Source organism: Cupriavidus gilardii (genome assembly GCF_013347325.1).
GTDB classification, from domain to species: domain Bacteria; phylum Pseudomonadota; class Gammaproteobacteria; order Burkholderiales; family Burkholderiaceae; genus Cupriavidus; species Cupriavidus gilardii.
The window spans coordinates 185,150-209,434 of record NZ_CP054626.1 but is presented as its reverse complement, the minus strand read 5'-3'; the positions used below and the strand labels follow the sequence as shown (position 1 = coordinate 209,434).

Annotated in this window: 20 protein-coding genes and 1 riboswitch; of the genes, 4 read left to right on the top strand and 16 right to left on the bottom strand. The window is 69.8% G+C overall.

Annotated elements, in window-relative coordinates:
• Positions 1 to 13: 13 nt before the first annotated feature.
• Together FOB47_RS11165 and FOB47_RS11160 are read left to right on the top strand one after the other, a co-directional pair.
• Positions 14 to 1,207 (top strand): class I SAM-dependent methyltransferase, encoded by a 1,194-nt coding sequence (locus FOB47_RS11165; protein ID WP_053820941.1) that lies wholly within the window; start codon positions 14 to 16, stop codon positions 1,205 to 1,207.
• Between the two features lie 15 nt (positions 1,208 to 1,222).
• Entirely contained in the window at positions 1,223 to 1,417 is a 195-nt protein-coding gene (locus FOB47_RS11160) for a DUF2905 domain-containing protein (RefSeq protein WP_053820940.1), read from the top strand.
• On the opposite strand, the gene FOB47_RS11155 is transcribed toward FOB47_RS11160, so the two are convergent.
• From FOB47_RS11155 to FOB47_RS11130, 6 genes are all read right to left on the bottom strand, one after another.
• Positions 1,412 to 3,571 (bottom strand): hypothetical protein, encoded by a 2,160-nt coding sequence (locus FOB47_RS11155; RefSeq protein ID WP_174781099.1) that lies wholly within the window; start codon positions 3,569 to 3,571, stop codon positions 1,412 to 1,414. The genes FOB47_RS11160 and FOB47_RS11155 overlap by 6 nt on opposite strands.
• Entirely contained in the window at positions 3,543 to 5,810 is a 2,268-nt protein-coding gene (locus FOB47_RS11150) for a hypothetical protein (RefSeq protein WP_174781098.1), read from the bottom strand. Before FOB47_RS11150 ends, FOB47_RS11155 begins: the two co-directional genes overlap by 29 nt.
• 287 nt (positions 5,811 to 6,097) lie before the next feature.
• Positions 6,098 to 7,342 carry a multifunctional CCA addition/repair protein gene (locus FOB47_RS11145; RefSeq protein ID WP_174781097.1) on the bottom strand — a complete coding sequence of 415 codons (1,245 nt, stop codon included), beginning with the start codon at positions 7,340 to 7,342 and terminating at the stop codon, positions 6,098 to 6,100.
• Positions 7,343 to 7,366: 24 nt separating this feature from the next.
• Entirely contained in the window at positions 7,367 to 8,056 is a 690-nt protein-coding gene (locus FOB47_RS11140) for a glutathione S-transferase family protein (protein ID WP_174781096.1), read from the bottom strand.
• Between the two features lie 195 nt (positions 8,057 to 8,251).
• Complete coding sequence (locus tag FOB47_RS11135; RefSeq protein WP_053820936.1) at positions 8,252 to 9,274, bottom strand: complex I NDUFA9 subunit family protein; 1,023 nt, start codon at positions 9,272 to 9,274, stop codon at positions 8,252 to 8,254.
• A 156-nt stretch (positions 9,275 to 9,430) separates the two neighbouring features.
• A complete protein-coding gene (locus tag FOB47_RS11130; protein ID WP_151022758.1) occupies positions 9,431 to 11,401 on the bottom strand; it encodes a lytic transglycosylase domain-containing protein in 1,971 nt (656 codons plus the stop codon).
• A 148-nt stretch (positions 11,402 to 11,549) separates the two neighbouring features.
• Between FOB47_RS11130 and FOB47_RS11125 the strand changes: the two genes are divergently transcribed.
• The gene (locus tag FOB47_RS11125; RefSeq protein WP_174781095.1) at positions 11,550 to 12,206 is read left to right on the top strand and encodes a 5-formyltetrahydrofolate cyclo-ligase; all 657 of its coding nucleotides are present in this window, start codon (positions 11,550 to 11,552) and stop codon (positions 12,204 to 12,206) included.
• Positions 12,207 to 12,303: 97 nt separating this feature from the next.
• Here FOB47_RS11125 and FOB47_RS11120 read toward each other — a convergent pair whose 3' ends face one another.
• From FOB47_RS11120 to ahcY, 4 genes are all read right to left on the bottom strand, one after another.
• Positions 12,304 to 13,080, bottom strand: coding sequence for a Mut7-C RNAse domain-containing protein (locus FOB47_RS11120; protein WP_151022756.1), 777 nt, complete (start codon positions 13,078 to 13,080; stop codon positions 12,304 to 12,306).
• A gap of 79 nt (positions 13,081 to 13,159) precedes the next feature.
• The gene (gene metF / locus FOB47_RS11115; RefSeq protein ID WP_053820935.1) at positions 13,160 to 13,990 is read right to left on the bottom strand and encodes a methylenetetrahydrofolate reductase [NAD(P)H]; all 831 of its coding nucleotides are present in this window, start codon (positions 13,988 to 13,990) and stop codon (positions 13,160 to 13,162) included.
• A 49-nt stretch (positions 13,991 to 14,039) separates the two neighbouring features.
• Positions 14,040 to 14,393, bottom strand: a complete 354-nt coding sequence (locus FOB47_RS11110) for a phage holin family protein (protein ID WP_006580075.1) — start codon at positions 14,391 to 14,393, stop codon at positions 14,040 to 14,042.
• A 128-nt stretch (positions 14,394 to 14,521) separates the two neighbouring features.
• Complete coding sequence (gene ahcY, locus FOB47_RS11105) at positions 14,522 to 15,940, bottom strand: adenosylhomocysteinase (RefSeq protein ID WP_053820934.1); 1,419 nt, start codon at positions 15,938 to 15,940, stop codon at positions 14,522 to 14,524.
• 120 nt (positions 15,941 to 16,060) lie between these two features.
• A riboswitch (S-adenosyl-L-homocysteine riboswitch) is annotated at positions 16,061 to 16,155 on the bottom strand.
• A gap of 119 nt (positions 16,156 to 16,274) precedes the next feature.
• Between ahcY and thiD the strand changes: the two genes are divergently transcribed.
• Positions 16,275 to 17,102 (top strand): bifunctional hydroxymethylpyrimidine kinase/phosphomethylpyrimidine kinase, encoded by an 828-nt coding sequence (thiD, locus tag FOB47_RS11100; RefSeq protein WP_174781094.1) that lies wholly within the window; start codon positions 16,275 to 16,277, stop codon positions 17,100 to 17,102.
• A gap of 49 nt (positions 17,103 to 17,151) precedes the next feature.
• On the opposite strand, the gene FOB47_RS11095 is transcribed toward thiD, so the two are convergent.
• From FOB47_RS11095 to FOB47_RS11070, 6 genes are all read right to left on the bottom strand, one after another.
• Positions 17,152 to 17,598, bottom strand: coding sequence for a PaaI family thioesterase (locus tag FOB47_RS11095; protein WP_053820932.1), 447 nt, complete (start codon positions 17,596 to 17,598; stop codon positions 17,152 to 17,154).
• 10 nt (positions 17,599 to 17,608) lie between these two features.
• Entirely contained in the window at positions 17,609 to 17,821 is a 213-nt protein-coding gene (locus tag FOB47_RS11090; protein WP_006580124.1) for an acyl-CoA carboxylase biotin carboxyl carrier protein subunit, read from the bottom strand.
• Positions 17,822 to 17,836: 15 nt separating this feature from the next.
• Entirely contained in the window at positions 17,837 to 19,255 is a 1,419-nt protein-coding gene (locus FOB47_RS11085) for an acetyl-CoA carboxylase biotin carboxylase subunit (protein WP_174781093.1), read from the bottom strand.
• On the bottom strand, positions 19,252 to 21,459 hold the full coding sequence (locus FOB47_RS11080) for an acetate--CoA ligase family protein (protein WP_174781092.1): 2,208 nt from the start codon (positions 21,457 to 21,459) through the stop codon (positions 19,252 to 19,254). The genes FOB47_RS11085 and FOB47_RS11080 overlap by 4 nt, the downstream gene beginning before the upstream one ends.
• A 4-nt stretch (positions 21,460 to 21,463) precedes the next feature.
• On the bottom strand, positions 21,464 to 22,468 hold the full coding sequence (locus FOB47_RS11075; RefSeq protein WP_174781091.1) for a Bug family tripartite tricarboxylate transporter substrate binding protein: 1,005 nt from the start codon (positions 22,466 to 22,468) through the stop codon (positions 21,464 to 21,466).
• Between the two features lie 122 nt (positions 22,469 to 22,590).
• Positions 22,591 to 24,138 carry an acyl-CoA carboxylase subunit beta gene (locus tag FOB47_RS11070; RefSeq protein WP_174781090.1) on the bottom strand — a complete coding sequence of 516 codons (1,548 nt, stop codon included), beginning with the start codon at positions 24,136 to 24,138 and terminating at the stop codon, positions 22,591 to 22,593.
• Positions 24,139 to 24,285 lie beyond the last annotated feature (147 nt).

Below are 24,285 nucleotides of genomic sequence, written 5' to 3'. Positions count from 1 at the left end.
CTACAATCGCGGGATGCAGAAAACCGGTAGTTTACCCCTTCCCTCCGCGGACGCGCTCGATGCCTCCACGGCATTGGCCACGCGCATCGGCGAGGCGATCGACGCCGCGCAAGGCTGGCTCGGCTTCGACCGCTATATGGCGATGGCGCTCTACACGCCCGGGCTCGGTTACTACAGCGGCGGCGCGGCCAAGTTCGGCCGCGACGTGCGCGACGGCAGCGACTTCATCACCGCGCCAGAGCTGACCCCGTTCTTCGCCCGCACGCTGGCGCGCCAGCTGGCCCAATGGCTCGAGCTGGGCCTGGACGAGGTGATGGAATTCGGCGCCGGCACGGGCCGGCTGGCGGCCGATCTGCTGCTGGCGCTCGAGACCGAAGGCCGGCTTCCCTCGCGCTACTGGATCGTTGAGCTGTCCGGCGAGCTGCGCGAACGCCAGCAGGCCACGCTGGCCGCGCGCGCCCCGCATCTGGCCGCACGCGTGCAGTGGCTCGACGCGCTGCCGGCGCGCTTCGAGGGCGTGGCGATCGGCAACGAGGTCCTCGATGCGATGCCGGTGCGGCTCTACGCGCGGGTTGGCGGTGTCTGGCACGAGCGCGGCGTTGCGCGCAACGATGGCGAGCATGGCCACGATGCGCGCTTTCGCTTCGCCGACCGGCCGCTCGACAAGACCGAAGTGCCCGCCGCCGTCGCCGCGATTCCCGGCGACCACGACATCGTCACCGAGACCCATGCCGAGGCCGAGGGCTTCATCCGCTCGCTCGGCGCGATGCTGACGCGCGGCGCGGCGCTGCTGATCGACTACGGCTTTCCGGCCAGCGAGTACTACCACCCGCAGCGCACCGGCGGCACGCTGATGTGCCACTACCGCCATCACGCCCATCCTGATCCGTTCCTCTATCCGGGGCTGCAGGACATCACCGCTCACGTCAACTTCAGCGGCATCGCGCAGGCCGCGGTCGACGCCGGACTCGAGGTCGCGGGCTTTGCCTCGCAGGCGCGCCTGCTGATGAACGCCGGTATCACCGAGCTGCTGATGACGCTGGACCCGAACGATGCGCGCAGCTTCCTGCCGGCCGCCAACGCGGTGCAGAAGCTGCTGTCCGAAGCCGAAATGGGCGAGCTGTTCAAGGCCATCGCGCTGACGCGCGGCCTGGCCGACAGCGTGCCGATCGGCTTTGCCGCGGGCGACCGCAGCCACACCCTGTAGCCACGGAAGGCCCCCATGCTGCGCTGGACACTGACCATCTTCCTTTCCGTGATCATCCTGTCGTCCGCGCTGCCGTGGCTGCAGAAGATCGGACTGGGCCGCCTGCCCGGCGACGTGCGTTTCCGCCTGTTCGGCCGCGAGTGGGTGCTGCCGTTCGCGTCGACGGTACTGCTGTCGCTGATCGCGCTGTTGGTTGGCCGGCTGCTATAGCGGGAGGGTCGGCGGCAGGTGCGGCGGGAGTTCCTGCGAGACAAGATCCGCGGGCAGGTCCATTGCCGGTACGCCCTCGCACAACGCCGCCAGCGGCTCCAACGAGGGCTCGCCGTAGCCCCAGGCGAGCCGGCGGCGCAGATCGACCAGCGCATGCAGCGGCGAGCCGCGGTAGGCCGGCGCCAGGCCGCCCACCGCGTCGAGCAGCGCGTGCCATATCGCCATGCATTCGGGCCGGGAACGGATCATGACGGAGCCGCGCGCCAGCACCGTCAGCACGCTGGCCCGCCGCGTCGCCGGCAGGCCCGCAACCCGCTCGAGCAGCAGCAGCGTCGCGTCCGGATGGTCGATCGCCGCGGCGGCCACCAGCCATTGCTCCTGCGCGGCCGGCGGCTGCCGCGCCAGCGCCTGCAGCAAGCCTTCGCATGCCGCCGCCCGGTTCACCTGGCCAAAGGTAATCCCGACCACCCGCCAAAGCGCCAGCCATGGCCGCAAACGCTGTTCGGCCGGCACCCGGTGCAGCAACGCGACCAGTTCGGGCCACGCCGATGCGGCGAGGAGCGGACTCATTCTGCGCAACTGCCAGGCCATCCTTTCCAGTTCGACCGCCAGCGCCGCGGCAGGCAATTGCCTGATCTGTTCGAGATAGCGGTCCCAATGGCGCTCGAGCAGCGCCTGCGAATCGGCACAGCATTCATGCAGCACCGCCACCTGCTGCGCCGGAGGAAGGCAAGCCGCGGCATCGAGCACCATATCGCCCCGCGGGTCCCAGATCATCAGGCCCAGTTCGGGCAAGGCCGCCACCAGCGCCTGCAATGGCGCGGCACGATCGACGAGCGGCAATGCGTCGACGGTATGCTGAAACAGCGACAGCCACGAATTGACCCGTTGCGGGTAGCCCGGCATCACCGTCAGCGACGCAGCGAGGGATGCGATGGCGTCGGCGCGCCGAGGCGGCGCCATCGTCGCCACGTCGGCCCATACCGTGGCCCACACCTCCGACAGATCCTGCACCGGATGGCGGTGCATCGCCGCGAGCCACCGCCCCAATGCGAGCGCATCGCCGCACGCCCGCACGCCGATGTGCCACAGGCGTTGCGGCCCGTCGCCGTCGGCATGGAGCGACAAGGACAACGTCGGCCATGCGGCCACCCGCGTCAGCACCTGCAACAGGCTGTCGCCGGGCAGCGATTGCGCCGTGCCGACCAGCCACTGCCGCAACCGCACTGCTCTGGTCTCGTCATCCGGCAGTTGCCGGACCGCGCCGGCCTCGCCCGCCGCCGCGCACAGCAACGCGGTGCGCTCCGGAACCGCCGGCTGCCCATCCGGCCGCACCAGTTGCGCGTACACCGACTGCAACACGCCGAGCAGATCGAACTGCCGCGCGTGTTCGACCGTGCGAACGGACTGCAGCATCGCCACGACCAGGGGACCACGATCCGCCTCAGGCAAGGCCAGTGCCCACAGCAGGCGCGCGGGCAGCTCGGCAAGCAGCGAGGGGGCCAGCCAGGGCATGTTGTCAAAGAAGGCCTGGCATGCCGCGGCCTGCTGCCGGGCGGGCAGTTCGAACACCAGGCGCAGCAATCGGGCTTGCAGCCATGGATCGCGCGCCCGCTCGCTTCTGCCATGCACCCAGACGAAGCCGCGCAGCCATTCGCACAGCGGCGCCTGGCGCGCGCCGGCCGGCAGCGCGGCGATGGCCTGGAGCAGGACATCGCACGCTTCAGGACCCATGTCGAGATGCAGCAGCGGCAGCCGCTGCGCCAGCGCCGCCAGACGAACGCAGCGCGTGCGGGCCGGCATTCCGGCTGCATCGATCTCGCGCAATGCATCGTGCAGCGTCGACAGGTTCGACACGCGCGCGATGCGCCAGTCGACTCGTGCCAGGCGCACCGCCGACGCCAGCGCGGCGCGGCCGCGGCGGTCCGTGCGTGCCATCGCGCCAAGCGGTGAATCGTCGAGATAGCCGGCGATATGGCGCAGCAGATCGGTCGTCAGATCGTGCCACGTCGCGCGCGGGAGTCCGGCTTCCGCGGCCCGCTCGGTGGGGACTGCCGGCATGTGCGCCGGGTTCGTGATGCAGCAAGCATCGATTTGCAGCGGCATGGTGCCTCCGTGAAGCGGCTCAGGGCCAGGTCTCGTCGATCCGCGCACGCTTGGGCGCGACGGCCTGCATCGCGAGCGGGTAACGCGGCCGCTTCAATACACGGCGTACCACCGCGGATTCCGAAAAGGGATCGGCCGCGGCGAAGCCGGCCGGCATGTCGGTCGGCGGTACGCCGCGCAGCAGCGCGACGAAGTACCGGCGGGCCGTGCGCCGCATGTCCGCCGGCAGATCGGCAAGCAGCTGCGCCAGTTGCTGCAGCGGCGCGCCGCGATAGTGCGCAGGCAGATCCTTTACCGCGCCGGCCAGATCGATCCACACAGCAAGGCGCCGATCGATGCCCCATTCCACGCGATTGCGCGTATCGGCAAGCCGGGCCGCCCGCGCTACGCGCGCCAGCACCTCGGCTTGCAGCGCCGGAGGCAGATCGCGTGCCTGCGTCACGATCCATTCGCAGCGCCGGGGGTCGGCCTGCGAGGTCGCGCCCAGCAAGCATTGCTGCCGGGCGAGGGCCGGCTGGCCCGCCAGCAGATCGGCGAGCGTGTCGCGCGCGCCTTCGTGTCCGACCGGATCGCGCTCGAACACCCGATTCATCCGCCGCAGCAGCATCTGCCACGGCGCCTGCCGGTGTTCCGGCGGCAGGTCGTTCACCGAGCCCGCGATATCCCGCCATGCCTGTATCCGATGCGCGTCCGCCTGCAGCTGGACGATCCGGTCGGCCAGCTGGGACAGCGCCGCGCCCCGCTGGGCCGCCGGCAAGCGCAGCATGATGCGGTGGCACGGCGTCCAGAACGGCTCGGCGGTACCGAAGTCGATGCAGGCGAGCAGCGCCCTGGCCTGCGACGCCGTCGGCAGCGCAGGCATGGCGTCGACCAGCAGCCGCCAGCGCTCGTCCTGGATCGCGGCATCCTCGGCCAGCAACGCGTCGGCCAGTCCCACCAATGGTGCGGTACGCGCTTCGGGCAGTGGTATCGCGAGGGCCATCTGGTACAGCGCGAGCCAGCGCGCATGGCGTTTCGGCTCATCGGCCGCGGCGGCGGCGCCGCGCGCCAGCATGGCGACCACCGGCCCTGTTTCGCGTGGCGGCAGCGTGCCGGCCGCATCGAACAGGCACTGCCATGTTCCCTCGGGCTGCACCCAGCCGTGATGCAGGGACAGCGCCGCCAGCCAGCGCGCGTATTGCGAAGGGTTCGCGCCGAAACGCCGGCCCGCCTGCCACAGCATGGCCCAGCGCAGCGGGCCGCTCGCGCCGCCTCTCAGTGCGCCCGGCCCCGCCAGTGCCGCCATCACGTCGAGCGCGCAGTCGGGACGCAAGGTCTGCGCCGCGGCCAGCAGGTCGCACCACAACCCGTGCGCGGCCTCGTCTTCTCCGTCCTGCCGCGCCAGATGGTGGTCCAGCGCATCGGCCAATGCGATCAGCACGGCGGCCTGCTCGGCCGACGCTGGCTCCCCGTTAGGCATCCGCAGCGCCTGGCAGGCGCGCAGGAACTGCTGCACGCGCGCATCCGTGCGCATCGGACTGCCAAACGAGAAGCGCCGCACGACCTGAGCCAGCAAGGGGCCACGGTCCGGCGCCGGCAGCGCCAGCGCCTCGTCGATCCACTGCGTGACGCTCGGCATCGCGCTTCGCGCCAGCGACGGGATGCGCAGGCACGCGATCAACGCCTCGCCGCGCCGCGCGGGCGCCACGGTGTGTGCCGCCATCAGCAGCGGCCAGGCGCCGCCCTGGTGCACCACCGATTGATGGCAGCGCGCCAACCCTTGCATCACGCCGTCAAGCGGCTGCGCCCGCTGCGGAACCGCCAGCTGCGCAATCTGGTCCAGCAGGACATCGCGCGCCGCGGACACGATGCGGCCATCCAGGCTCGGCAGGCGGCCGGCGAGCGCCCCGAGCGCCTGCGCCCGCTGCATGTCGGACAGCAGCGGGCTGCGCAGCTCGCCCGCCGTGCGCGCGAACATCGACAGGCTCGATACGCAGACGATGCGCCAGCCGACGCGGGAATGAACGGTACAAGCGGCCAGCGCCTGCCGCGAGCGGCGATGGGTTCGGCCCAGCGCGTCGAGCGCCTGCCATGGCAGGAAACTTCCGATATGGACGATCAGCTCGGCGGGCAGACGATGCCAACCCGTGTCGGGCTCGATATCGATATTGGTATCGGCATTGGCATTGGCATTGGCTTCGGCATGGTTTTCGGCTTCGATGGCGACGAACGGCATCGGGCCGGTGGATTGGTCCGATGCGGGCGGCAGCGGACAGGCGGGGATATGCGCAGCGATGGGATCGGGCATGGCGTTCGACCTTTGGACAGGACAACGCCGACGCTGGGCTGCCGTGCCGGATCGGCACCATGGCGAGGAAGAGACGATGCGCTTCGGTGCTGGCGTCGGCGACTAGCCGCTCGAACGCAGTGGCAGGCAGGCGCCCCGCATTCGAGCGAGGCGCCATTCTGTTGTCCGCTGCAGACCGTCGCTTTCGATTTGTGTCGGTGGCTTGCAGCGGTGACTTGCCGCGGTGACTTGCTGCGGTGACTTGCTGCGGTGATTTGCTGCGGTGGCTTGCCGCGGCACCCGTTGCGCTATTCGGCCCCCTGCCCCAACGCGCGCGCCACCGCGCCGACCCGCGCCTGGTGCACGCGCTCGCGGATCAGTTCGACTTGTCCCGCGCACTCGCGCGCGATGGCGCCGGCATCGACGCTGGCGGCGGCCTCGCGTGCGGCCAGCAGCCGGGCCGGCTGCGGATAGTCGCGCTGCTCGAAGCCGAGCCGGCCGCGGGCGTCGGCCTCGCAGGCCTGCAGCGCCTCGGCGAAGCGCTCGGGCTTGCGCAGCGCATCGCATCGCTCGAGCAGCCGCGTCACCGCCGCGGCGCCGAATTCGCTGGAGCGATGGATATTGCCGTGCTCGCGCGCGACCAGCACGGCGAGGTCGCGGCAATCGGTCGGCACGCGCAGCCGCTTGCAGACCGCTTCGAGCAGCGCCACGCTGCGCTGCTCATGGCCGATATGGCGCGGCAGCACGTCGGCGGGCGTGGTGCCCTTGCCCAGGTCATGGACCAGCGCGGCGAAGCGCACCGTCAGCGGTGCCTGCATCGCGGCGGCGGTATCGATCACCATCATCACGTGGACGCCGGTATCGACCTCCGGGTGATACTCGGCGCGCTGCGGCACACCCCATAACCGGTCCAGCTCCGGCATCAGCCGCGCCAGCGCGCCGCACTCGCGCAGCACCTCGAACATCCGCGACGGGCGCGCCTCCATCAGCCCGCGCGCGAGCTCCTGCCAGACCCGTTCGGCCACCAGCGCATCGACCTCGCCGCTGTCCACCATCGACCGCATCAGCGCCAGCGTCTCCGGCGCGACGGTGAATTCGGGCAGGCGCGCCGCAAAGCGCGCCAGCCGCAGAATGCGCACCGGGTCCTCGGCGAAGGCGGGCGAGACATGGCGGAATACCCGGGCGGCCAGATCGCGCTGGCCGCCGTGCGGATCGATGACCGGGCCGACCAGGTCGCCCTGCTCGTCCACCGCCTGCGCCATCGCGTTGATGGTCAGGTCGCGCCGGATCAGGTCGTCCTCCAGCGTGACATCGGGCGAGCAATAGAAGGCGAAGCCCTTGTAGCCGGCGGCGGTCTTGCGCTCGGTGCGCGCCAGCGCGTATTCCTCGCGGGTGCGCGGATGCAGGAAGACCGGAAAGTCCTTGCCGACCGGCTTGAAGCCGGCCGCCTCCATTTCCGCCGGGGTCGCGCCGACGACCACGTAGTCGCGGTCCTGGCTCGATGCGCCGAGCAACCGGTCGCGGATGGCGCCGCCGACGGCGTAGATCTGCATCAAGTTCTTCCTCGGTCCGGCCCTTCAGTGATGGATCACGACCGCATCGTCGCGCTCCGGCGCGACGCGATACGGCTCGTCAGGCGCGAGGAAATCGCGCTCTTCACGTGCGGCGGCGATCCAGCGCTGCAGCGCCGGCAGTTCCAGCACCAGGTCCGCGTAGGCCTTGGCGTGCTCGGGCAGATGAATGCCGTAGGTCGCGAAGCGGCACACCACCGGCGCAAAGTAGGCATCGGCGATCGAGAACGCGCCGAACAGGAACGGGCCGCCGTTGCCGAAGCGCTGGCGCGCCTGCTGCCACAGATGGACGATGCGGTCGATATCGCGCTGCACCGCGACGTTCCAGCCCATGCCGGGCAGCATCGCGCTCAGGTTCATCGGCAGCTGACTGCGCAGGTTGCCGAAGCCGGCATGCATCTCCGCGCAGATCGAACGCGCGAAGGCGCGCGCGGCCGGGTCCTGCGGCCACAGCTGCTTGTCGGGGAAGCGTTCGGCCAGGTATTCGACGACGGCCAGCGAGTCCCAGACCACGATATCGCCGTCGATCAGCGCCGGCACCTTGTTGGCCGGCGCATAGCGGCCGATCTCCTCGGCAAAGCCCGGCGTAAACAGGCGCACCGGCACTTCCTCGAACGGAATGCCGGCATGCGCCATCACCAGCCAGGGACGCAACGACCAGGAGGAATAGTTCTTGTTGCCGATGACGAGCTTCATTTGGGAGTCCTTGGAGAGGGAGAGAGCGAGGCGAGCGCGATCGGCGGCATGCGGGAAAAGACAGGAAAGACGGTATGGCTGGCCACTCTGCGCTTCAGGCGGAACATTGTAGCCAGCGGCTCGGGGACGGGCCAAACGAATTGGGCTCGCAAGCAGTGTCAATCTGGGTCACATAGGCGCGGTGGGTCCGCTGCCTCACCGCCGATGCACGCTCGACCGCAGCGCCTCCAGCCGCGTCTCCCTTCCGCCCGACAGCGCCTCGGTCATCACCGCCTCCAGGCTGGTCGGATGCACGCCCAGCTCCGGCGCCATGGGGCCGCCCAGCACATTGTCCAGCCGCATCGAATCGAGGTTGTCGCGCGACATCACCGGACCGCCCGGCATATGTTCGAGCACGGCCGCCTGCAGGCGTGCCAGCGCGTCGGGCAGCGGCAGCACCGGCCGCGGATGGCCCGAGGCCTCGCCGGCGAAGCGCACCAGCTCTTCGAGCGTATAGACCCGCGGGCCCCCGAGTTCGTAGCAGCGGCCGATCGTGGCCGGGGTCGCCATTGCATTGACCATCGCCTGCGCGACGTCCTGCACGAACACCGGCTGGAAGCGCGCCTGCGCGCAGGCCAGCGGCACCACCGGCGCGAGCCGCTGCATGCTGGCGAACAGGTTGAGGAAATGATCGTCGGGTCCGAACACCACCGAGGGGCGGAAGATCGTCCAGTCCAGCCCGCTCTCGCGCACTACGCGCTCGCCGTCGCCCTTGCTGCGCAGATACATCGATGGGCCCGCGCTGTCGGCGCCCAGCGCGCTCATATGCAGCAGCCGGCGAACGCCGGTGCGCCGCATCGACTCGACCAGCCGGCGCGGCAGTTCGACATGGGCGGCGGCAAACCCCGGCCCGTAGGGATCGCCACGCCCGCCATGCAGCACGCCGACCAGATTGACGACGATGCCGTCGATGCCCAGCGAACCGATCGCGCTGTCGAGCGCCGTCTCGTCGGCGACATCGAGCACCGCGATCTCGACCCGCGGCAACGCCAGCAGGTCGCGCGCGTTGTCCTCGTTGCGCGTCGCCACCACGATCCGCTCGGGGTCCATCGGCGGGATGACCACCGTCGCGTGTTCGAGCGGCGCGTTGCTGTGGTTGGCCACGCCCGACAGGCGTGCGGCCAGATGACTGCCGATAAAGCCCGAACCGCCGATCACCAGTACATTGCTCGTCAGCATGATGTCCTCCGTGGCACGGTGGCCGCGGCACGGCTGCCGCGGCGGGTTTCGACCCAGCGTTCGATGCTGTGCGTTCGATGCTGCGTCAAGGCAGCGGCGGACATCTCGCCCCGAGGCGCCCCGGCAGGGCTGGCTCGGGGCACGGTCGCAGCGCCGTCAGGGCAGGCTGGTGGTAGTGACCTGCGACGGCACCACCGTACCCAGCCGTGCCTTCAGCGACTGCGGATGTCCGTGCATCAATGCAGCATAGTACGTGGCGTTGGAGAGCACATTCTTGACGTAGGTTCGCGTCTCCGTGAACGGAATGGTCTCGGCGAAGATCGCGCCCTCGACCGGCCGCGACAGGCTGGTGCGCCAGCTCTTGGGCCGGCCCGGGCCGGCGTTGTAGGCCGCCGAGGCCAGCGTCTGCGAGCTGTCCAGGTCGGTCAGCACCATGCTCATGTAGCTGGTGCCGAGCAGGATGTTGACGTTCGGGTCGCTCATCATCGACGGCGTGAAGTCCGTCATGCCGATCTTGCGGGCCACGTACTTGGCGGTGGCCGGCATCACCTGCATCAGGCCGTGCGCGCCGGCGGACGAGCGTGCGTTCATGATGAAGCGCGACTCCTGCCGGATGATGCCGTAGGCCCAGGCCATGTCGAGGCCCGCCTGGTCGGTGGCGCGCTGCATGATGTCGCGGAACGGCATCAGGAAGCGCAGCGAGAAGTCATGCTGTGCCTGCGTGCGGTCGGCCGTGTTGACGGTGCGGTCCAGCAGCGAGATGCGGCGTGCGTACTCGGCGGCGGCGAGCAGCTCGCGGTCGCTCATGCCGCGCAGCTCCCAGTTCCACTCGCGGTTGCCCTCGAAGCGCAGGTCCATGTCGTAGAACGCCTTGGCGCGCTGGAAGCCGGGGCGCGTGCGCATTGCCATGGCCTCGGCATCGCTGACCTGGGTACGCGCCGGCAGCGTGATGCGCTGGCCCAGCTCCTCGCTGGCGAGCTGCCCGTAGAAATGGAAGCCGCTGGCGATGGCCTGGTACTGCTGACGCGCCTCGTCGTTGCGGCCCGCTTCGGCCAGCGACCGGCCCAGCCAGTAGGTCCAGGCCGGATCCTTGGTACGCAATTCGGGGCGCATCGATTCGATCGCCAGGCGCACCAGCTTCCAGTCGCCCTGGCGCAGCGCCGCGCGCACGCGCCACTCCTGCGTCTCGGTCGACAGCCACTGGTTGCCGCCGAGCTCGACCTGGCGGCGGTAGTAGCCCGCCGCCTCGGGCAGCAGCTTCTTGGCGGCGAACTGCCCGACCACGCCCCAGCCCGCGCCCTGCTCGTCGCGCGACAGGCTGCCCGAGCTGGCGGTCAGGTAGGCGGCGGCCTGGGCCGGATCGTTGCGCGCCATCTTGACCACGGTGGCCAGCGTATCGCCGTCGACGGCGCCGTCCGGCACGGTCGCCGCGATGCGTCCGGCCAGCGTGGTGTAGTTCTGCTCCAGTGCGGTGCGGGCCTGGAAGGCGACGTCCGCGCGCGTGATCTGGCGGCTCTGGTACAGATAGCCGATCAGGTCGACGCAGCCCTCGCCATAGTTCTTCGGCTCGGTCAGCAGCGCGCGCGCCTCGGCGGCGACGTTCTGGCCCTTCAGCGCGCGCGAGAGCAACGCATAGCACTCGACCTGGGTATCGTCCTTCAGCACGAACTGCGGATACTGCGCGTCGAAGTTGGCCCAGTCGCGCCGCTTGCCCAGCACCAGCAGCCAGTCGTTGCGCATGCGGTCGGCGATCGCCTCGCCCTGGTAGCGCTGCAGGAAGGCGCGCACCTCGTCGTCGGGCGCGTCGATGCGCGCCAGGCCGCTGGCGTCGAACAGCTGTGGCTTGATGCGGAAGTATTCGACGTACGAGGGCACCGGGTAGTCGACCAGCGTGGCCGAGATCGCGTAGGCGCGCGCCACGTCGTTCTTGCGGGCGGCATCGCGCAGCGCCCGGAAGGCGTCGTCCGGATCGCTCGGGATCATCGTCGATGCGGCGCCCTGCCCGTTCGACGATACCGTTCGCTTCTGCGCGGCGGCCGGCGTTGCCAGCAGTGTCAAACTCAAGGCGGTGGCGATCGCGGTCAATGCGAACTGTCCCGCACGCTGCCGATATACTCCGTTGCGCATCCTGTCTTTCCTTGTTGTGGCGGCCCGGCCGGCGCTGGATGTGGCTGCCGAACCGCTTGAAAACCAATAGTCCGCGGACATTATCACACGCACTTCTCACCGGCCGATCCGGGACTAACGCCCCGCTTCGGCACGTATTTCTGCCCCCATGACCAACGCACCGACCGGTCCGCTCGATCCCCCGCCAACGTCGCCGCAAGCGTCGCCGCAAACGTCGCCGCAAGCGTCGTCCTCCACGTCGTCTCCGTCGGACGACGCCGCCGCCGAACGCCGGGCGCTGCGCGCCGCGCTGCTGGCGCGCCGCGCGAGCCTGCCGCAGCGGGCGCGGCTGGACGCGCGCATCGAGGCCGAGCTGGCCGCGCTGCTCGACTGGCTGCCGGTGCGTTGCCTGGGGTTCTACTGGCCGATCCAGCAGGAATTCGACGCACGCGCCCTGGTGGCGCGCTGGCTGGCCGCCGCCGCGGGGCGCGACGCCGCGCTGCCGGCAGTCAGCCGGCCCGGCGTGCCGCTGGACTTCCATCGCTGGACGCCCGACACGCCGATGCGCGAAGGCCGCTACGGCATCCCGGTGCCCGACGGCACGGCTGCGGTGACGCCCGACGCGCTGCTGATTCCCTGTGTCGGTTTCAGTGCCGAGAAGTTCCGCCTGGGCTACGGCGGCGGCTTCTATGACCGCACGCTGGCCGCGCTGCCCGGCAAGCCGGTGGCGATCGGCATCGGCTATGAAGACTGCCGGATCGCGCTGGCGCCGGCCGCGCACGATATCCCGATGGACTGGATGGTGACCGAGGCCGGGCGGTTCTGACGCCTGCGTCGTCCCCGCGCACGCGCGGGCCCGGCGACTGCGGAAGACGCTGGGTTCCCGGCTTCGCGGGAACGACATGGCGGCAATCGGGACGTCGTCAGCAGTCCGCCGCGTCGCGCGCGTCGGCCGTCCCTTCCGGCAGCATCAGCGAATCGACCAGCGCCCGCATCCGGCGCCAGTGCGAACCCTCCCAGAACACCCGCCGGCAGGCCTCGCAGGTCGAAAAGCGCTCGTGCCGCTCGAGCACGGCGGGCGGCACGCGGCCGGCCACCTCTTCGCTCGAGGCGGCGCGCAGCGGCACATTGCAGCTCAGGCACAGCGAGAACGGCCGCGCCTGCCGGCGCAGGTCCAGCCGGGCGAAGATCTCGCGCAGCTGCGCCTGCGGCTTGAGCGCGCGCACATAGCAGCCGTGCGTGATGCTGCTGCGCTTGAGCAGCTCGCGGTCGCGCGTCAGCACGATGCGGCCCTCGCCGGCAGCGATGGTCTCGATCTCGCGATCGTCGAAGTGATTGTCGTAGAGGGTGTCGTAGCCGGTCAGCCGCAGCAGCGCGGCGAGACCGCCGAGGTGGGCGTCGGCGACGAAGCGGGTGACCCGCAGCGGGGCCGGCCGCAGCCGCAGCAGCGGCGTGACGTCGAGCGCCTCGAACGTCGGGTAGACCGAGACCCGGTCGCCGTCGGCCAGCACGCGGTCGAAGCCGCACGACTCGCCGTTGACCAGGATCAGTTCCACCTCGGTGTGCGGCACCCCGAGCGCCTCGATCATGTGCTTGACCGTGGCCGCGCGGGCGCACGGACAGGACCAGTCCCGTCCGCGCATCGCCGGGGGGAGGAAATCGTTCAGCTCCTCGTAGAAGCGGAACGTGGCGGTAACCATGCGGCACAGTATGCCATCGGGGGCGCAGCTTCCGCCCCCATGGCCGCCATCGCGGTCGGCGTACTACGGCAGGGCAGCCTTACAGCTTCAGCCGCTGCCAGATCGCCTTGGTCGCGCCGGCCGCGTTCAGCGTATAGAAATGCAGGCCCGGCACGCCGCCGGCCAGCAGCCGCTCGCACAGCGCGGTGACCACGTCCAGCCCGAACGCGCGGATCGCCTCGCGGTCGTCGCCGAAGCTCTCCAGCCGCTTGGCGACCCAGCGCGGCACCTCGGCGCCGCACATCTCGGAGAAGCGCATCAGCTGCGCGTAGTTGGTGATCGGCATGATGCCCGGCACGATCGGCACGTCCACGCCGAGCGCGCGTACGTCGTCGACGAAGCGGAAGTACGCATCGGCGTTGAAGAAGTACTGCGTGATCGCCGAATCGGCGCCCGCCTTGACCTTGCGCACGAAGTTCTCGAGATCGTGCCGCGGCGAGCGCGCCTGCGGGTGGTACTCCGGATAGGCGGCCACCTCGATCTGGAACCAGTCGCCGGTCTCGGCGCGGATGAACTCGACCAGTTCGTTGGCATAGCGGAATTCGCCGATCTCGCCCATGCCCGAGGGCATGTCGCCGCGCAGCGCGACGATATGGCGGATGCCGTTGTCGCGGTAGGTGCGCAGGATCTCGCGGATGCCCTCGCGCGTCGAGCCGACGCAGGACAGATGCGGCGCGGCGTCGATGCCGTCGCGCTGGATCTCCAGCACGGCGTCGAGCGTGCCCTGCTGCGTGGTGCCGCCGGCGCCGAACGTCACCGAGATGTATTTGGGCCCCAGCGGGGCCAGCTGTGCGCGGGTATTGCGCAGCTTTTCCCGGCCCTCCGGCGTCTTGGGCGGGAAAAACTCGAAGCTGTAGTAGCGGTCTTGCATGATGGTGGCGCCGCCGTCGAGGCGGCGCTGGAAGGAGGAGCGCCCGGCGTCAGGCCGCTTCGCGGTCGCGCAGCAGCAGGCCGGCCAGCAGGGTCGAGATCACGCTGTACAGCAGCGAACCGAGCAGCGCGGTCCAGAAGCCGGACACGGTGAAGCCCGACAGCAGATTGCCGACGAACAGGAACAGCAGCGCGTTGATCACGAAGATGAACAGGCCCAGCGTCAGCAGCGTCACCGGCAGCGTCAGCAGCACCAGGATCGGCCGGATCAGCGTATTGATGATGGCCAGCACCGCCGCCGCGATCATCGCCGAGCCGAAGCCCCGCACTTCGATGCCGTCGACCACCGCGCTGATCGCGAACAGCGTCAGCGCGTTGATGATCCATACCGCCAGCAATCTCATGGCTACTCCTTGAGTGTCGGATTCAACAAAACGACATTCCGGGCCCGGGTTTGCCTCCCCTCTCCCGCACGCGGGAGAGGGAGCACGCCGTCGACATGTCGACCGGCTCCGGCACGGATCGGCCGTGTTCAATACCGGTAGTGATCCGCCTTGTACGGGCCTTCCTTCGACACGCCGATATACGCGGCCTGCTGGTCGGTCAGCTCGGTCAGCTGCGCGTTGAGCTTCTTGAGCTGCAGGCGCGCGACCTTCTCGTCCAGGTGCTTGGGCAGCGTGTAGACGCCGACCGGGTACTTGCCGCTATCGCGTTCCTGCCACAGTTCGATCTGCGCCAGCGTCTGGTTGGCGAACGAGCTGCTCATCACGTACGACGGATGGCCGGTCGCGCAACCCAGGTTCACCAGACGGCCCTTGGCCAGGATGATCAGCTTCTTGCCGTCGGGGAAGATCACGTGGTCCACCTGCGGCTTGATCTCGTCCCACTGGTACTTCTCCAGCGAGGCGATGTCGATCTCGTTGTCGAAGTGGCCGATATTGCAGACGATCGCCTGGTCCTTCATCTTCGCCATGTGGTCGTGCGTGATCACATGGTAGTTGCCGGTGCAGGTCACGAAGATGTCGGCCTTGTCGGCCGCGTATTCCATCGTCACCACGCGATAGCCTTCCATCGCGGCCTGCAGCGCGCAGATCGGGTCGACCTCGGTGACCCACACCTGCGCCGACAGCGCGCGCAGCGCCTGGGCACTGCCCTTGCCCACATCGCCGTAGCCGCACACCACCGCGACCTTGCCGGCGATCATCACGTCGGTGGCGCGCTTGATGCCGTCGACCAGCGATTCGCGGCAGCCGTACAGGTTGTCGAACTTGCTCTTGGTGACCGAGTCGTTGACGTTGATCGCCGGGAAGCGCAGTTCGCCCTTCTGTGCCATCTGGTACAGGCGGTGCACGCCGGTGGTGGTTTCCTCGGTGACGCCGCGGATCGCTTCCAGGTTGCGGCTGTACCAGCCCGGATCCTTGGCCAGCTTTTCCTTGATCGCAGCGAACAGGAAGGTCTCTTCCTCGCTGCCGGGGTTGGCGATCACCGACGGATCGCGCTCGGCGCGCGCGCCCAGGTGCAGCAGCAGCGTGGCATCGCCGCCGTCGTCCAGGATCATGTTCGGCGTGCCGCCGTCGGCCCAGTCGAAGATGCGGTGGGTGAAGTCCCAGTATTCCTTCAGCGATTCGCCCTTGAAGGCGAATACCGGCGTGCCGGAGGCGGCGATCGCGGCCGCGGCGTGGTCCTGGGTCGAGAAGATATTGCACGAGGCCCAGCGGACGTCGGCGCCGAGTGCCTTCAGCGTCTCGATCAGCACCGCGGTCTGGATCGTCATGTGCAGCGAGCCGGCGATGCGGGCGCCCTTGAGCGGCTGGCTGGCGGCGAATTCCTCGCGGATCGCCATCAGGCCGGGCATTTCGGTTTCCGCGATGGCGATTTCCTTGCGGCCCCAGCCGGCCAGGCCGATGTCGGCCACCACGAAATCATTCTTGAGATCGGTCACAGCGTTCATGTTTCACTCCGTCGAAGAGTGGCACGCCGGTGACGGGAGGGGGACGGGATCCGGAACGGCTGCATGCCCAAGGGTGGGTGCAGCGTGCGGATAGGTCGACTCGCCACCGTGCGAACCACGGTTCAGCGAGCGCCGTTGAAGACATTCCGAGCCTGGCGGATGGCAGAATGCGGGGTTGGGCCCGCGCGCCGTCCGTTGCAACGCTCCTCGGAGTGGCGGTATTGTACCTGCCCGGCGCGGCGACGGTGCGCCGCTCTCCGAATTCTTTTCTGGCAGGTCCGGCTGGGCCGGCAATCGTGCGCCGATCGTCCCGGACCTCGCCTTTCGACTCGTTATGACCGCCTTTCCCCCGCGTACCCTGACCATCGCCGGCTCCGACTCTGGCGGCGGCGCCGGCATCCAGGCCGACCTGAAGACCTTTGCCGCGCTCGGCTGCTACGGCATGAGCGCGATCACGGCGATCACCGCGCAGAACACGCTCGGCGTGACCGGCGTGCATGCGATCCCGGCCGAGATGGTCACGGCGCAGATCGATGCGGTGGCCGGCGACATCGGCATCGACGCCGCCAAGACCGGCATGCTGGGCACCGCGGCGATCGTCGAGGCGGTGGCCGCCGCGGTCGACCGCCACGGCTTGCGCAAGCTGGTGGTCGATCCGGTAATGGTCGCCACTTCCGGCGCGACGCTGTCGGACGACGCCACGGCGCAGGCGATGGTGCGGCTGCTGTTCCCGCGCGCGCTGCTGGTCACGCCCAACCTGCCGGAGGCCTCCTACCTGCTGGGCCGGCCGGTCACGCGCCGTGCCGACATGGAACGCGCCGCGCAGGAACTGATCGAACTGGGCTGCCAGGCGGTGCTGCTCAAGGGCGGGCATCTGGCGGAAACCGGCGAGCAAGGCAGCCTGGACGACCTGCTGATGCATGCCGACGGCAGCGTGCGGGTCTTCAGCCATCCGCGCATCGATACCCGCAACCTGCACGGCACCGGCTGCACGCTGGCCGCCGCGATTGCCTCGCAACTGGCGCGCGGCGATGCGCTGGAGCAGGCGGTCGGCACCGCGCTGGACTTCGTCGCCCAGGCCATCGCGGCCGGCGCGGACCTGCGGCTGGGGGCCGGCAACGGCCCGTTGAACCACGGCTTCGCGCCGCGGGTGCTGGGCTGAAGGGATCGGGGAGAGGCCGCTGGAGGCCGGCTCGCCTCTGCCCGGCGTCTCAATTCCCCCCGGCCGCCAGCGGCACCAGCTTGAACGCCGCCCGCGCCACGCACACGACGTTGCCGGCGGCGTCCTTGACCTCTCCCTCGCAGAACGCGATGCGCGCGCCGCGCCGCATGCAACGCGCCTCCAGCGTCAGCTCGCCGCGCGCGGCGGCCAGGAAGTGGGTCGACATGTCGATCGTGATCACGCCGGTCTCCAGCGGCGCATGCGAGCGCGCCGCGCCGCTCAGCGTGAAGTCCAGCACCGCCATCAGCGTGCCGCCATGCACATCGCCACGGCTGTTGACCAGGGCCGGATGCGCGGGCAGCCGCGTCTGGCACAGCCCGTCCTCGATATGGACGGGCTGCAGGCCCAGATGCCGCATCAGCGGGACGTCGATGCCGAAATAGGGCTTTTCGGCCGTGCCCGGCGCGACCGGGACAATTTGCGCACTGCTTTCCAAAACCACTTCCTTACTCGAGTTCGATCACGACCTGGCCCTCGGCGACCGCATCGCCGGGTTGCACCAGGATGGCCTTGACGACGCCGGCCTGCTCGGACTCGAGCGGGATTTCCATCTTCATCGACTCGATGGTCATCACGGCATCGCCGGCCGCAATGGTAGCGCCAACTTGCACGTCGACGGCGCAGACATGGCCGGCGACGGCCGCTTCGATTTGCTTCATGGGGGACTCCGGGGATCAGGATGTCAGGGTGGATGCGGCCGCCGGCGCCGCGGCGGCAGACTTCGTGCCGCCGGCCAGCACGCGCTGGGCGAGGCCGGTATCGATGCGGCCGGCGACGAAATCGTCGTCGTCCAGCACCCGCTGGATAAAGGGAAGATTGGTCTTGACGCCCTCGATGGCGAAGGCGTCCAGCGCCGCGCGCAGCCGCGCGATCGCCTGGGCGCGATCGGCGCCGGTGGCGATCACCTTGGCGAGCATCGGGTCGTAGTAGGAGGTGACACGGCCGCCCTGCGCATAGCCGGTCTCGACCCGCACGCCCTCGCCCGCCGGCGGCCGATACACGGCCAGCGGACCGGGCGACGGCAGGAACCGCACCGGATCCTCGGCATAGACGCGCGCCTCGATCGCATGGCCGCGCAAGCGCACCGGCGTCGGCAGCACCGCGTCGATCGGCTCGCCGCGGGCCAGCCGCAGCTGCGCCGCGACGATGTCGATGCCGGTGACCTGCTCGGTGACCGCATGCTCGACCTGCAGGCGAGTATTGAGCTCGAGAAAGACGAAGCCGGTCGACGGCGTGTACAGCATCTCGACGGTGCCGATCACGTCGTAGCCCAGTGTCGCCAGCAGCGTCGCCAGGCGCCTGGCCATCGTGTCGATCTCGTCGGCCGGCACGTTGGGGGCTCGCGCTTCCTCGATGACCTTCTGATGGCGCCGCTGCACCGAGCAGTCGCGCTCGCCGAGCACGCGCACGCCGCCGTAGCGGTCGGCCAGCACCTGGAATTCGATATGGCGCGGCCGCTCGATCAGCTTTTCCAGATACAGCTCGGCCTGGCCGAAGCTGCGCTGCGCGACCGAGCGCGCGCGCTGCCATGCCGCGGCCAGTTCGCTGTCGTCGCGTGCCGGCAGCATGCCGATGCCGCCGCCGCCACCGGCCGGCTTGATCAGCACCGGATAGCCGATGCGCGCGGCCGCCCTGGCGACGACCTCCGGATCGTCGGGCAGCACGGCGCTGCTCGGCGTCATCGGCATGCCGTGGGTCGCCATCAGCGCGCGCGCCTCGGTCTTGTGGCCGAGCCGGCGGATCCAGCGCGACGACGGGCCGATGAAACACAGTCCCGCCGCCTCGACGCGCTCGGCAAAGCCGGCGTTCTCCGACAGGAAGCCGTAGCCCGGGTGCACGCCGTCGGCCGCATGCTCGCGCGCAATCTGCAGCAGCGCGTCCTGGTTCAGATAGCTCTGCAGCGGCGCGGCCTCGCCCAGCCGCACGCGCACCGTGGCCTGCTGCAGGTAGGGCGCTTCGGCATCGGCGTCGGAATAGACCGCGATCGACTCGATGCCCTGCGCGTTCAGCGCGCGCAGGATACGGGCGGCCACCGCGCCCCGGTTGGCGACCAGCACGCGGCGCAGCGGACGGATCTGCAGTTTCGGCGTCATCGCTTGGTCCCCTCGCTGGCGGCGTTGCGGACCACCACTGCATCCACGATGACCGGGGCGGCGTCGCCGCGCGGCACGATCACCGGATTGGCATCGACCGACTCGGTCCGCTCGTCGCGCTCGCTGCCGGCCGCGCTGCCGGCGAACCAGTCGCCCAGCCGCACCAGCATCGCCGCGAGCCGCTCGACATCGACCGCCGGCATGCCGCGCACCGCACCGAAGGCCCGCGCGATATGCAGGCGCGAGATGGCCTCGCGCGCCTGCCCGGCCGAGAACGGCGCGGGCAGGAACTGCACGTCGTCCAGCGCCTCGACCAGCACGCCGCCCTGCCCGATCATGACGACGGGTCCGTAGACCGGATCGCGATGCGCGCCGACCGCGAGTTCGAACGCCCCCTTGTGCTGACGCGCGATCAGCACACCGCCATGCTCGACGCCCTGCTCGGCCGCCAGCGTGGCCAGCCTCGCATCGAGTTCGTCGAAGGCGGCCAGCACGCGCTCCTCGCTGTCGAGGCCGAGGCGCACCAGCCCGTACTCGGACTTGTGCGTGATGGACGCCGACACGCCCTTGGCCACCACCGGCAAACCCAGCTCGGCGACGGCGCGCCGCACCTGCTCGCGGTCGCGGCACAACCGATGGGCGACCGTCGGCAGGCCAGCCGCAGCCAGTTGCGCCAGGCTTTGTACTTCGTCGAGCGTGGTGGTGGTCGATGCCGCCGCATCGGCATCCGAGGCCGACACCGCCGACACCGCCGATACAGCCGATACCGCCGCCGGTGCCGCCAGCGCCGCGGCACGCGCCCGCACATAGCGCGACAGCAGCCCCAGCGCGCGCATGGCGGCGCGCTCGCTGTCGAACACCGGCACGCCATGCCGGCGGAAGGCCTGCGCCACCCATTGCTGATTGGCGCTGACCACGACCGGCACGCCGCTGGCCGAGGCAAAGCGCCCGGTCTGCGCGGAAAAGTCGTCGAAGTCATAGCCTTCGCCGCCGATCGGAAAGCCGACGTGAATCATGTCGGCGGCGCCGCGCGCGGCCACCGCGTCCAGCGTGCGGCCGAAGATCTGCGGCTGGCCCAGCAGCGCCGTCGTCATGTCGATCGGATTGCGCGCGCTGACGTAGCTGGGCAGCACGGCGCGCAGGGCCTCGGTGCCGGCGGCGTCGAACTCGACCAGGCGCAGGCCCTCGTCCTCGGCGGCATCGGCCGCCAGCACACAGGTCGCGCCCGAATTGCTGATCGCCACCACGCCATCGCCACGCGGCCGCTGGCCGCCGACGAAGACCTGGCAGTACTCGGCCAGCTCGCGAAAGTCCGCCACGCGCACGATGCCATGCCGGCGCAGGAAGGCATCGGCGAGCGCGTCCTCGCCGGCCAGCGCGCCGGTGTGCGAACTTGCGGTCAACTGTCCCGAGCGCGTGCGCCCCGCCTTGACGGCGAGGATCGGCACGTCGCGCCGGTGCGCCAGCCGCGCGGCCTGCGCCAGCATCTGCGGGTCGCGCAGCGACTCGATATAGAGCAGCACCACGCGCACCTGCTCGTCGTGCAGCACCGCGCGCACCACCTCGGCGGCGCTGACGTCGGCCTCGTTTCCGGTGGCGACCATGTAGCGCACGCCAATGCCGTTGCGGCGCAGCCCGCCATAGACGATGGCCGAGCCCGCGCCACTCTGGCTGACGATGGCGACCGGACCGTCCTGGCCGGCCTCCTCGTTGATCATCGTCGAGAAATGCGCGATCGCGCCGCTGGCGAAATTGGCCAGCCCCTGCGTGTTCGGACCGAACAGCCGCAGCCCGCCGGCACGCGCGCGCTCGACCAGCCGCCGCTGCTGCGCCGCGCCGGCCTCGCCCAGTTCGGCGAAGCCCGACGAATAGATCACCGCGCCGCGCGCGCCGATTGCCAGGCACCGTTCGATGGCCTGCTCGACCTCCGCGCCCGGCACGCTGATGACGACCAGGTCGAGCGCGGCCGGCAACGCGTCCAGCGACGGATAGGCGGCCAGCCCCTGGATCGTCGCGCGATTCGGATTGACCGGATAGATCGCGCCGGCAAAGCCGTGCCGCCGCATGTAGTCGATCGGCCGGCCACCGGCCTTGACCGTGTTGTCGGAGGCGCCGAGCACGGCGACCGAACGCGGCGACAGCAGCGACAGCAGCGCGCTGCCGTCGTCGGCCGGCGCCGCGGGATTGGCATGGAGATCGGTCATCGCGTCATTCCACCTTGACCTTGGCTTCGCTGGCCACGCGCTTCCACTTGGCGAGCTCGGCCTGCACGAAGCCGCCAAACTGCTCGGCCGACATCGTGCCCGGCGTGGTGGCCGATTGCGCGAGGCTGGCCTTCGAGTCGGGCGCGTTCATGCTCTTGACCGCCTCGCGGTTGAGCCGGTCGACGATCGGCCGAGGCAGATTGGCGGGCCCGTAGAAGCCGATCCACGTGGTCGCCTCGTAGCCGGCCACCCCTTGCTCGGCGATGGTCGGCACATTCGGCAGCGCGTCGCTGCGCCTGGCCGAGGTCATGCCGATCGCCTTGACCTTGCCGTCCTTGACGTACGGCGCCATCGTCATCGCATCGTGGAACAGCGCCGGGATCTGCCCCCCGAGCAGGTCCGCCATCGCGGGCGTGGCGCCCTTGTACGGGATATGAACCATCGGCGCCTTGGTCATCAGCTTCAGCAGCTCGCCGGACATGTGGGTCGCGCCGCCGATGCTCGACGAGCCGAACGACAGTCCCTCCTTCTGCTTCTTCGCATAGGCCAGGAATTCGGGCAGCGTCGAGGCCGGGATGTTGTTGTTGACGACCAGCACGTTGGGCGTGGTCGCCAGCAGCGCGATCGGCGTGAAGTCCTTCGCCGCGTCGTACGGCAGCGAGCCGCGCACCGCGGGGTTGATCACGTGGTGCGTTGCCGAGACCAGCAGCGTGTAGCCGTCGGGCTTGGCGCGCGCGACCATCTCGGTGCCGATCTGCCCGCTGGCGCCGGCACGGTTCTCGACCACGACGGGCTGCTTCAGATCGACGGCGATGTCCTTGGCGATGCGGCGCGCCAGCACGTCGGTCATGCCGCCGGCCGGGAACGGCACGATGATGGTGACCGGCTTGGACGGCCAGTTCTCCTGCGCGGCGGCGGTGCCCGGCATGATGGCCGATACGGCGGCGATGGCACCGAGGACGGTCAGCGCCAGCGTGGTTCGGCGTATGGGCCGGTGGGTTCGATTCATGATGGTCTCCTTGATGTTGGCTGTCGTTGTTCTTGTTGTCGTTGTGGTCGTGGTTGTCGTGGTCGCTGTTGTTTTCGCTGTCCTTGCCGCCGTCCTAGCCGGTCCTTCGCGGTAGCCCTTCCTCATGGCCGGATGCCGAACTTGCGCACGCCGGCCTCGCGCAGCGGCGCCGCCAGGTTGGCGAACTCGCACAGCAGCGCGCGCGTATCGCGCGGATCGATGATGTCCTCGATGACGAAGGCCTCCGCGCTGCGGAACGGCGAGGTCAGGCTGCGCACGCGCTGCTCGATCTCGGCGCGCTTCTGCACCGGATCGTCGGCGCCCTCGATCTCGGCCTTGTAGGCGACCTCGAGCCCGCCCTCGATCGGCAGCGAGCCCCAGTTGCCCGAAGGCCAGGCATAGCGGAAGTTGAAGCGGCCCATATGCTGGTGCGCCGCGGCGGCGACACCGTAGGCGCGCCGCAGGATCACCGAGCACCACGGCACCGTGGCCTGATAGACGGCGGCCAGCGCGCGCACGCCGTAGCGCATCGTTCCCGCCTTCTCGGCCTCGAGTCCGATCTGGAAGCCGGCGATGTCGACCAGATTGATCACCGGCAGATGGAAGGCCTCGGCCATGTCGACGAAGCGCGTGAATTTCTCCGCGGTGGCGCTGTCCCAGCCGCCGCCGTAGTAGTACGGGTCGCTGGCCACCACCGCGACCGGCCAGCCGTCCACGCGCGCCAGGCCCGTGACGATGGCCCGGCCCCAATGCCGGCCGATCTCGAAGAAGGAGCCCGAGTCGACCAGCGTCTGCACGATCGGGCGGATCTTGTAGACGGCGCGGCCGTCGCGCGGGATCGCCGACAGCAGCCATTCGTCCCGGCGCGCCGGATCGTCGGTGGGCTCGGCCCTCGGCGGCAGCTCGAACACCGAGGTCGGCAGGTACGACAGGAACTGGCGGGCGCGGGCGAACGCTTCTTCTTCGCTGGCGACCTCGTCGTCGACCACGCCGTTGCGCGTGTGGATATGGCTGCCGCCCAGCTCGTTCTTGGTCAGGTGCTGGCCAATGCGCGCCACCACCGGCGGGCCGGCGTTGAACAGCTGCGAGGTCTCCTTGACCATCAGCGAGTAGTGACTGGCCGCAACCCGCGCGGCGCCCATGCCGGCTACCGAGCCCAGCGCCAGCGACACCACCGGCACCAGCGACATGTTCTCGACCACGTGCTGCCACACCTTCATGGTCGGAATCAGCGTATGCCCCTTGGTCTCGATATTGCGCACCGAGCCGCCGCCGCCGGTGCCGTCGACCAGCCGCACCATCGGCAGCCGCAGATCGCGCGCCATCTTCTCGGCGTGGACCAGCTTGTCGCCGACCGCCCCATCGTTGGCGCCGCCGCGCACGGTGAAGTCGTCGCCGACCAGCACCACCGGGCGGCCATCGACGCGGGCGCGGCCCATCACCAGATTGGCCGGCGTGAAGCCGACCAGCCGGCCGTTGCCGTCGTACTGGCCGCTGCCGGTCAGGCTGCCGACCTCATGGAAGGAGCCGGGGTCGGCCAGCGCATCGATGCGCTCGCGTACCGTCAGCTTGCCGGCGTCCTTGTGCCGCTGGACCTTGTCCGGCCCGCCGAGTTGGGCCGCCAGTTGGCGGCGGTAGGCCAGTTCATCGATTTCGGGTTGCCACGACACGCGTTGTCTCCTGTTGCTCGTTGCTGTGGAGGCCACAAGCGCAGCAACCGTGCCAGCCCGCGCGGCCGCCGCAAATCCTTGATTTCCTTGCACAAAGGCTTGCACGCGAAGCCGGCGGCTGCTACGGTGTCCGCAATAACGACACAT